The 9,024-nt window shown below is 70.5% G+C and carries 11 protein-coding genes; 8 read left to right on the top strand and 3 right to left on the bottom strand.

Annotation, left to right across the window (positions count from 1 at the left end):
- Nucleotides 1-42: 42 nt before the first annotated feature.
- The 6 genes from AB0N06_RS36980 to AB0N06_RS36955 all read left to right on the top strand — a co-directional run bounded on the left by AB0N06_RS36980 (nt 43) and on the right by AB0N06_RS36955 (nt 5,742).
- Nucleotides 43-1,263 carry a sugar ABC transporter ATP-binding protein gene (locus AB0N06_RS36980; RefSeq protein WP_366139073.1) on the top strand — a complete coding sequence of 407 codons (1,221 nt, stop codon included), beginning with the start codon at nt 43-45 and terminating at the stop codon, nt 1,261-1,263.
- On the top strand, nt 1,253-3,193 hold the full coding sequence (locus tag AB0N06_RS36975) for a substrate-binding domain-containing protein (protein ID WP_366139072.1): 1,941 nt from the start codon (nt 1,253-1,255) through the stop codon (nt 3,191-3,193). The genes AB0N06_RS36980 and AB0N06_RS36975 overlap by 11 nt, the downstream gene beginning before the upstream one ends.
- A gap of 132 nt (nt 3,194-3,325) precedes the next feature.
- Entirely contained in the window at nt 3,326-4,225 is a 900-nt protein-coding gene (locus AB0N06_RS36970) for a ribokinase (RefSeq protein ID WP_366139071.1), read from the top strand.
- A complete protein-coding gene (gene rbsD, locus AB0N06_RS36965; protein WP_366139069.1) occupies nt 4,222-4,611 on the top strand; it encodes a D-ribose pyranase in 390 nt (129 codons plus the stop codon). The genes AB0N06_RS36970 and rbsD overlap by 4 nt, the downstream gene beginning before the upstream one ends.
- A 466-nt stretch (nt 4,612-5,077) precedes the next feature.
- Entirely contained in the window at nt 5,078-5,434 is a 357-nt protein-coding gene (locus AB0N06_RS36960; protein WP_366139068.1) for a Fic family protein, read from the top strand.
- Complete coding sequence (locus tag AB0N06_RS36955) at nt 5,431-5,742, top strand: DUF5958 family protein (protein WP_366139067.1); 312 nt, start codon at nt 5,431-5,433, stop codon at nt 5,740-5,742. The genes AB0N06_RS36960 and AB0N06_RS36955 overlap by 4 nt, the downstream gene beginning before the upstream one ends.
- 273 nt (nt 5,743-6,015) lie before the next feature.
- Here the strand turns inward: AB0N06_RS36955 and AB0N06_RS36950 are convergent, their stop codons facing one another.
- A complete protein-coding gene (locus AB0N06_RS36950; protein ID WP_366139066.1) occupies nt 6,016-6,381 on the bottom strand; it encodes an SgcJ/EcaC family oxidoreductase in 366 nt (121 codons plus the stop codon).
- Between the two features lie 140 nt (nt 6,382-6,521).
- Between AB0N06_RS36950 and AB0N06_RS36945 the strand changes: the two genes are divergently transcribed.
- Entirely contained in the window at nt 6,522-7,142 is a 621-nt protein-coding gene (locus AB0N06_RS36945) for a TetR/AcrR family transcriptional regulator (RefSeq protein ID WP_366139065.1), read from the top strand.
- A gap of 49 nt (nt 7,143-7,191) precedes the next feature.
- On the top strand, nt 7,192-7,434 hold the full coding sequence (locus tag AB0N06_RS36940) for a hypothetical protein (protein ID WP_366139064.1): 243 nt from the start codon (nt 7,192-7,194) through the stop codon (nt 7,432-7,434).
- An 86-nt stretch (nt 7,435-7,520) separates the two neighbouring features.
- Here the strand turns inward: AB0N06_RS36940 and AB0N06_RS36935 are convergent, their stop codons facing one another.
- Both AB0N06_RS36935 and AB0N06_RS36930 read right to left on the bottom strand, forming a co-directional pair.
- Nucleotides 7,521-8,552 (bottom strand): nitronate monooxygenase, encoded by a 1,032-nt coding sequence (locus tag AB0N06_RS36935; RefSeq protein ID WP_366139063.1) that lies wholly within the window; start codon nt 8,550-8,552, stop codon nt 7,521-7,523.
- Nucleotides 8,553-8,843: 291 nt separating this feature from the next.
- Nucleotides 8,844-9,024, bottom strand: a 181-nt coding sequence (locus tag AB0N06_RS36930) for an SDR family oxidoreductase (protein WP_366139062.1), incomplete at its 5' end; no start/stop codon positions are given.

Here is a 9,024-nt window from a genome sequence, read left to right as displayed (position 1 = left end):
TCAAACTTGAGCCTAGACACCTCAAGGATCACAGGAAGCGGCGTGTTTCACGTATCAGACCAGGTCACAGCACCCACACATGCGGCAGGAGAGCCGGAAAACGCCGCCGAACTCCTCAAGCGTGTCGGCGTGCAGGTCTCCCCCCGGGCTCGGGTGCGTGAACTCGGCATCGCCCGCCTTCAGATGGTCGAGATCGCCAAGGCCCTCAGCCTCGACGCGCGCGTGCTCATCATGGACGAGCCGACCGCCGTGCTCACCTCCGAAGAGGTCGAAAGGCTGTTCGCCATCGTGCGCACGCTGCGCGAGGACGGCGTTGGGATCGTCTTCATCACCCACCACCTGGAGGAGATCGCCGCCCTCGGGGACCGGGTCACGCTGATCCGCGACGGCAAGAGCGTCGGGCAGGTGCCTGCTTCCACCCCCGAGGACGAGCTCGTACGCCTGATGGTGGGGCGGTCGATCGATCAGCAGTACCCGCGCGAACGGCCCGACACGGGCGCCGCGTTGCTCACCGTCGAGGGGCTCACCCGCGACGGGATCTTCCACGACGTGTCCTTCGAGGTGCGGGCCGGTGAGGTCGTCGGCATTGCGGGGCTCGTGGGGGCCGGTCGTACGGAGGTCGTCCGGGCCGTGTTCGGCGCCGACCCCTACGACAGGGGAGTCGTGCGCGTAGCGGGCGCGGAGGTGCGCCGGTCCGACGTGAACGCCGCGATGGCGGCCGGGATCGGGCTCGTGCCCGAGGACCGCAAGGGGCAGGGGCTCGTCCTCGATGCGACCGTCGAGGAGAACCTGGGCCTCGTGACCATGCGGGCCGCGACCCACGGCGGGGTCGTCGACCGCAAGGGGCAGCGGGACGCCGCAGCAAAGGTCGCCGAGCAGCTCGGCGTGCGGATGGCCGGACTCGGCCAGCACGTGCGCACGCTCTCCGGCGGCAACCAGCAGAAGCTCGTCATCGGCAAGTGGCTGCTCGCTGACACCAGGGTGCTCATCCTCGACGAGCCGACGCGCGGCATCGACGTCGGCGCCAGGGTCGAGATCTACCAGCTGATCAACGAACTCACTGCCGCGGGTGCCGCCGTCCTGATGATCTCCAGCGATCTGCCCGAGGTGCTCGGCATGAGCGACCGGGTGCTGGTGATGGCCCAGGGCCGGATCGCGGGCGACCTCCCCGCCGCCGAGGCGACCCAGGACTCCGTCATGGCACTCGCCCTCTCCACATCCACCACGCTTGTCAACGAAACGGAGGCCACCCGTGGCCACTGACACGCTCAAGAGCGCAACGGGCGCCGCGGGGGTCCGCCGCCTCCTGCTCGACAACGGCGCGCTCACCGCGCTCATCGTCCTCGTCGTCGCAATGTCGGCGCTGTCCGGTGACTTCTTGACGACCGACAACCTGCTCAACATCGGCGTCCAGGCGGCCGTGACCGCCATCCTCGCCTTTGGCGTCACCTTCGTGATCGTCTCGGCGGGCATCGACCTGTCGGTGGGTTCGGTCGCCGCGCTGTCGGCCACCGTGCTCGCCTGGAGCGCCACGTCGGCCGGGGTTCCGGTCGCGATAGCGGTGCTCCTCGCGATCGCGACCGGCCTCGCCGCCGGACTCGTCAACGGCATCCTGATCTCCTACGGGAAGCTGCCCCCGTTCATCGCGACGCTCGCGATGCTGTCGGTGGGCCGTGGTCTGTCGCTGGTCATCTCGCAGGGCTCCCCGATCGCGTTCCCGAACTCGGTCTCGCACCTCGGTGACACACTCGGCGGCTGGCTGCCCGTGCCGGTGCTGGTCATGGTCGTCATGGGCCTGATCACCGCATTCGTGCTGGGCCGTACATACATCGGCCGCTCCATGTACGCCATCGGCGGCAACGAGGAGGCGGCCCGGCTCTCCGGTCTGCGCGTGAAGAAGCAGAAGCTCGCCATCTACGCGCTCTCCGGGCTGTTCGCCGCCGCCGCAGGCATCGTGCTCGCCGCGCGCCTGTCGTCGGCGCAGCCGCAGGCCGCCAATGGCTACGAGCTGGACGCGATCGCCGCAGTCGTCATCGGCGGCGCCTCCCTCGCGGGCGGTACCGGCAAGGCGTCGGGCACGCTGATCGGCGCGCTGATCCTGGCGGTGCTGCGCAACGGTCTCAACCTGCTTTCGGTGTCGGCGTTCTGGCAGCAGGTCGTCATCGGTGTCGTGATCGCCCTGGCGGTCCTGCTGGACACCGTGCGGCGCAAGGCGGGGGCCACGCCCGTGGCGGCCGGTACGACGTCTCCTGGCGGCAAGGGCAAGCAGGCGGTGACGTACGTGCTGGCCGCCGTGGTCGCGGCGGCCGTGGTCGGCGCGCTGTCCGTCCTGCACGGCGGCTCGTCCTCCACGACGCCGAAGGTCGGCCTGTCCCTCTCGACGCTCAACAACCCGTTCTTCGTGCAGATCAAGACGGGCGCCCAGGCCGAGGCTAAGAAGTTCGGCGTCGACCTGACCGTCACCGACGCGCAGAACGACGCCTCGCAGCAGGCCAACCAGCTGCAGAACTTCACCAGCTCGGGCCTCGGTTCGATCATCGTCAACCCCGTGGACTCGAGCGCCGCGGGCCCCGCGGTGCGGAGCGCGAACAAGGCCGGCATCCCCGTCGTGGGCGTCGACCGCGCCGTCAACAAGGCGAAGACGGCCGCGCTGGTCGCCTCCGACAACGTCGAGGGCGGCAAGCTGGGCGCCAAGGCGCTGGCCGAGAAGCTGGGCGGCAAGGGCAAGATCGTGATCCTGCAGGGCCTGGCCGGCACATCCGCGAGCCGTGAGCGCGGCGCGGGCTTCGAGGAAGGCCTGAAGGCCTACCCCGGCATCCAGGTCGTCGCCAAGCAGCCCGCCGACTTCGACCGCGCCAAGGGGCTCGACGTGATGGCGAACCTGTTCCAGGCCCACCCGGGCATCCAGGGCGTCTTCGCCGAGAACGACGAGATGGCGCTCGGCGCGATCAAGGCGCTCGGCTCCAAGGCCGGCAGGTCCGTCCAGGTCGTCGGCTTCGACGGCGAGCCCGACGGCCTGGCCGCGGTCAAGGCGGGAACGCTGTACGCGTCGGTGGCGCAGCAGCCGAGCGAGCTGGGCCGGATCGCGGTCGACAACGCGCTGCGGGCCGCCCAGGGCAAGAAGGTCGAGGAGACCGTGATGGTTCCGGTGAAGGTGGTCACGCAGGAGAACGTGGCGGGGTTCACCGGCTGACCACCGCACCCCTCCGGTCGTCTCGACCGCGGGCCGCGCGCGGTGCGGCTCGTTCACCGCGGCGCGGTCCGCGGTCGTGGCACCGGCTTTCACCGCTGTAGGGATCTGTGGGGATCCGTTGGGAGACAGTTCATGTACGACTACGACCTGCTGGTTGTGGGATCGGCCAACGCCGACCTGGTGATCGGCGTCGAGCGACGGCCCGCGGCCGGGGAGACCGTGCTCGGCTCCGGCCTCGTTGTCCATCCGGGCGGCAAGGGCGCGAACCAGGCGGTGGCCGCCGCACGGCTCGGCGCCCGTACGGCGCTGCTGGCCCGGGTCGGCGACGACGCGCACGGCCGGCTGCTGCTCCAGTCGCAGCGCGAGGCCGGCGTGGACACCGTCGGTGTGCTGGTCGGCGGGGCGCCCACGGGGGTCGCGCTGATCACGGTGGACCCGTCGGGGGACAACAGCATCGTCGTCTCGCCGGGTGCGAACGCCCGCCTCACACCGGAGGACGTACGCGCCGCCGCCAGCCTCTTGCACGCCTCCCGCGCCGTCTCCGCGCAGTTGGAGATCCCGCTGGAGACGGTCGTGGAGGTCGTACGGAACCTGCCGTCCGGCACCCGTTTCGTACTGAACCCGTCGCCGCCCCGGCCGCTGCCCGCCGAGGTGCTGGCGGCGTGCGACCCGCTGATCGTGAACGAGCACGAGGCACGGGTCATCACGGGCGCCGCCCTCGACGGCTCGCCCGAGGATTGGGCCGCCGCGCTGCTGGCGCTCGGCCCGCGGTCGGTCGTGGTGACGCTCGGCTCGGAGGGCGCGCTGGTGGCGACCGCCGAGTCCATGACCCGTGTCCCGTCCGTGAAGGTGGACGCGGTGGACACCACCGGCGCGGGCGACGCGTTCACGGCGGCGCTGGCATGGCGGCTGGGCACGGGCTCGTCGCTGCCGGATGCGGCGGCGTACGCGGCGCGGGTGGGCGCGGCGGCGGTCACCCGCCCCGGCGCGCAGGAGTCGTACCCCACCGCCGAGGAGGTCGAGGCGCTGTGAAGAAGGCCGGAATTCTGAACCGACATCTCGCGGGCGCGCTCGCCGAGTTGGGGCACGGGGACGGGGTCCTGGTGTGCGACGTGGGCATGCCGATACCGAGGGGCCCCCGGGTGGTGGACCTGGCCTTCCGCGCCGGGGTGCCGTCCTTCGCCGAGGTCCTGGACGGCCTGCTGGACGAACTGGTGGTCGAGGGCGCCACGGCGGCGAAGGAGGTCCGGGACGCAAACCCGGAGGTGTCCGCTCTGCTGGACACCCGCTTCCCGGACCTGGAACCGGTCTCGCACGAGAAGCTGAAGGAACTGACGGCGCACGCCCGCCTGGTCGTCCGCACAGGTGAGGCCCGCCCGTACGCAAACGTGCTGCTGCGCTGCGGGGTCTTCTTCTGACCCGTGCGCGTACTCCTTCGAGGGGCCCGGTTTTTCGACCGGGCCCCTCAGCTTTCCCCTCCGCATCCGAGGGCGGTTCGTGGACCATCGCCGAGGAGCGAGCCCGGGAGATCGTGAAGACCGCGGTCGGCGGCCGGTTCGGCAACTGGATCGCGCCGGATGTCACGGTCGTCGACGAAGTGAGTTCGCAGTTGCTGACTGGCTCCACATCCGTACGGGGATCGCCCGGCCGTCCTGGAGGGGCGAGCACCCCATCTCAGGAGTGTCGGCGCGTGACGGTTCGGGGAGTTCCTCACGGCAACGCGCGGCGGCCGCGACCCCCAGGGAACGGCGCGTGTCCTGGTCGCCCTCGACCTGGCCCGCGCTGACGCGGAGCAGGGCAAGCCGCTGACCTTCCCCCTCATGGAGGGCTGGCAGCGAGCCGTGCTGGGCCGCAACGAGGTCGGCTTCCGTGCCGTGCCGTGCCGTGCCTGCCTTCGCGAAGGACGGTAAGGAGCGCTACGGCCTCACGCCCGACACGCGTGCGCGGTTCGAGCGCTGTCTGTCCGAGAGCGCTCAACCGAGCCTGCCCCTCCCCTCACGCGCCGCGCGAACCTACCTCGATGTCCTCTTCTTCCATCCGTTCGAGGACGGCAACGCTCGCGCGGCCATGCTGGCACTGGCCTTTGTCCTGGCCCGCAAAGGCGTCTCCCTCGACCATGTGCACCCACTGCAGACCCCCCGCTGGGCCGACGACGCAGAGGGCGCGGCCGATCTGGCCGTACTGCTCAGCATCCTGATCACCGCAGAGGAGCGCCGTCTGTCCCGGGGAAGACAGCCATGAACGAACGCGACGTGATACTCAACGAACTCGCCCAAGCGCTGCGCCCGATCTCCGAGGGCGCTTGGTTCGACACACTCGACTCGGAGGAACAGGTCGATACACCGCGCGCCCTGTCCCATCACTCCATCCAGGCGCGCGCCGTCACCGAAGACGGCCCCGAGAGCATCCGCCGCGCCGGGCTGCGTCCAACGCATACGCCTGCCGTGCTCATCACCCGCGGACAGATCGACCATCAGCTCGGAAAGATCGTAGCGGCCATTCTCAGTGGAGAGCGAGAGTGTCTGAAGTCGGCGCTGACCTCGGCGTAGCCGAGGTTCAGCGCGCCGACCTCGACCAGTTTCAAGGTGAAGGACGTGTTCGCGACTGCTCCGGTCACACGCGGAGCTGTCGGTCGGCCCGGGCCGGGCGTGGCCGCTGATGCCGAGGAGAGACCGGGCCATCCGGCCAGGGAGGCCGCGGCGCCCGTACCGACAGCCTTGCCGAAGCTCCACCTCTTGATCATCTTGAACCGCCATGAACCTGTGGTCAGGGGTTGCACGACGAAGGAAGGGCCCGCCCGGGACACGACGCGAGTGTGTGGTTCAGTGCTCGGTGCTGACCCGGGAGACGTGGTACTGGCGGATGCGCCAGGCGTCGCCGTCCCGCTGGAGGACCAGCGACATGTGCACCGCGGTCTCCCAGCCGTCCGGGCCGCTGAAAGTGACGTCCGCGAAGCCTCCGGCCATCTGCTCGCCCATCGTGTAGGTGTGGAGGATCTTCACGTCGGCGCTGCGCTTGCCCGGGACGGCGGCGTAGTAGCCGCGTACGGCATCCCGGCCGGAGAGGACCTCGGGTCCAAATCCCTGGAAGAGAGCGTCGGGAGTGAACAGGTCGGCCATGACGTCGGGCTCGTGGCCGTCGAAGGCGGCCTTCCAGTGCTTCAGTACGTCGTGCATCGGATTGGTCATCGGGTTACCTCTTGTCCATGCGTAAGGGATAGCAAGGCGGCACCTGTCTCAATGGTCGCCTCATGTCATCAGGCCGACTCGACAGAGTTACTAGGTGACCGGTCTAGTATAGACTAGTAGAGCGGTCGTATACTTGCAACATGGGACGGACGAGTGACGCCAGAGAGAAGATCATCACCGCCGCGCAGTCACTGATCGAACTGCGCGGGTACTCAGCGCTGGGTGTGGCCGAGATCTGCAAGTCGGCCGGTGTGCCCAAGGGCAGCTTCTACTACTTCTTCGAGTCCAAGGAGGCCCTGGCGCTCACGGTCCTCGACGAGCACTGGGCCGGCGAGCGGCGCGACTGGAGCCACATCCTCGACAGCGATGCGGAACCCCTGCAGCGGCTGCGACAACTGTTCGAGGAGAACGAGGCCGCTCAGCGCGACGGCCAGAAGACCTGCGGCACTGTCTCGGGGTGCATGTTCGGCAACCTCACCCTGGAACTGAGCAATCAGACCGAATCGATCCGCCGCCGCCTGCAGGAGATCTTCGATGCCCAGGTGGACATGGTCGAGGCGGTCGTCGCCGAAGCACTTCGGCGGGGGGAGGTCGACGTCGCCGACCCCCGGGAAGCGGCCCAGGGCATCGTGGCGCAGCTCGAGGGTCAGGTGCTGTTCGCGAAGCTCTACAACAACCTGTCCCCGCTCGGCGCCCTCTGGGCGAACTGCCTCGCCCTGCTGCGTGTTCGCGCGCCACAGGAGGCAGCGGCCGGAGCGTGATGCCGGCCGGTCGCGGGGGTGTGGCAGGCGGCTCGGCCGGCTCTGCTGTGTGCCCGGCGGCAGCGGTCCCGCGGTGGAGTGCTCCCGGACCAGCCTGCTCCGGCCGGGCGACGCGGAACGCCCGCTGTCCGGCGCCTTGAACGTCGATGTGCCGAAGACCCTGGAAGCAACCACCTCGGCGCGCTTCGTGCTGAGCTCCTGGGAAGGGACGCTGATTGCTGCCCGGGCCGACCGCTCGCCCCGGGCGTTCGAGGTCTTCTTCACCGTCGTCTTCGGTCAGATCCTGCGCTGAGGAACCGCCCGGGAGCGCACCTTTCGGGTCGTCCCGGCGGGGCGTTTCCCGGCACGGTGTCGTGGTCGGATCCGGGAGCGTCGTGGTCAGAGCCGGGAGGCCAGCCGCCGCAGGATCCGCGCAGCGGGCTCGGCGGTGGCGTGGCGGTGCCCGGTACCGGCCCACAGGTTGATCCGCTCCGGATCGCCGGCCGCCGCGGCAGCCCTACGCATCGGGCTGGTCAGATGGTGCAGCGCCGGATAGCCGGTGGGGGCGAGATCGGTGTACTGGTCGGTGAAGTCGTTGGCCAGGGCCCTTGCGGGCCGGCCCGTGAACGCCCTCGTCACCACCGTCCGGTGGCGTGCCGGGTCGGTGAGCGCGGCCGTGTGGGGAAGCGACGTGCCTGCCTCATCCGCACGCAGCAGCACGGTGCCGACCATGACCGCCGTGGCCCCGGCGCGCAGGGCCCCGGCCACGTCGGCGGGGGTGGCCAGCCCGCCTGCGGCGACGAGCGGCAGCGACACCTCCTGGCGCACCTGGGCCAGGAGGTCGGACAGCGGGATGGCGGCGGGGATGCGCTGCGGGGTGAGCGTGCCGGAGTGCCCTCCGGCGGCCGAGGCCTGCACGGCCAGTACGTCGGCGCCGGCCTCCGCCGCCAGGCGGGCCTCCTCGGGCGAGGTGACGGTCTGGACGACCAGGGTTCCGGCGGCGCGCAGCGAGGCGATGACGGCTGCGTCGGGGACCGCGAAGGTGAAGCTGACGACCGGTACCGGGTCGGACAGCAGCAGGTCGATTTTCTCCGACCAGTGGTCGTCGTCCTCGACGATGCCGGCAGCGTGGACGTCGACGTCATAGGTCTGGGCCACGGGGGCGATCGCGCGGGCGTAGCGGCGGAAGGCTTCCGGATCGACCGGCAGCGGGTTGGGCGCGAAGAGGTTGACTCCGAAGGAGACGCCGTGCGAGCGGACCCTGGCGATCTGCTCGCCCAGCGCGTCTGCCGTCCTGTAGCCGCCGGCGAGGAATCCCAGGCCGTTCGCCCGCGCCGCCGCGGTGACCAGTGCGGGAGTGCTGGGCCCGCCGGCCATGGGGGCGGCCAGGATCGGAGTGTCCACCCCGAGAGCGGTCAGCGGCGAAGCCATGGAGTGTCTTCTTCCTGTGAGGTGGGGCGGCCGCCTCCCCGGGTCACTGACCGAAGGCGGACGGACGCTGATCGGGTCGTCTTCGGCGCCGAACGGGCCGATGACTGCGGAGCTTTTGGCGGAGATTCCGGAGAGCAGGACGCCTCGCGCCCCGGCCATCGCTTGCCGGGGCGCGCTTCGCCGGCCGACGCGACAGGCTGCATCCGCCCGCTGGTGACGGGGCCGCGCGGGCCGGAGCGTGGGTGGTGCCCCGGGCGCGGACCGTGCGAGCGAAGGTCGCCCGCCAGGCTCTCAGCGGCCGGCGGTCTGGCCGCCGTCGACGGGGAGGACGACGCCGGTGACGAACGGGGCGTTCTCGAGGTAGACCACCGCGTCGACGATGTCGCTCACCTCGCCCATCCGGCCGACCGGGTGCAGGGCGGCGAGGGCCTCGTGGTGCTCCTCGGGGTGCATGGGGGTCTTGATGGTGCCC

This window comes from Streptomyces sp. NPDC051020 (assembly GCF_040683105.1).
GTDB lineage: Bacteria > Actinomycetota > Actinomycetes > Streptomycetales > Streptomycetaceae > Streptomyces.
Note: the sequence above shows the minus strand (reverse complement) of the source record. Positions and strands in the feature narration are given on the sequence as shown.

Excerpts from the sequence above, each read along its gene's own strand:
- AB0N06_RS36970 (WP_366139071.1), top strand. The coding sequence starts at position 3,326 with ATGTACGACTACGACCTGCTGGTTGTGGGATCGGCCAACGCCGACCTG.
- AB0N06_RS36955 (WP_366139067.1), top strand. The coding sequence starts at position 5,431 with ATGAACGAACGCGACGTGATACTCAACGAACTCGCCCAAGCGCTGCGC.
- AB0N06_RS36950 (WP_366139066.1), bottom strand. The coding sequence starts at position 6,381 with ATGACCAATCCGATGCACGACGTACTGAAGCACTGGAAGGCCGCCTTC.
- AB0N06_RS36945 (WP_366139065.1), top strand. The coding sequence starts at position 6,522 with ATGGGACGGACGAGTGACGCCAGAGAGAAGATCATCACCGCCGCGCAG.
- AB0N06_RS36935 (WP_366139063.1), bottom strand. The coding sequence starts at position 8,552 with ATGGCTTCGCCGCTGACCGCTCTCGGGGTGGACACTCCGATCCTGGCC.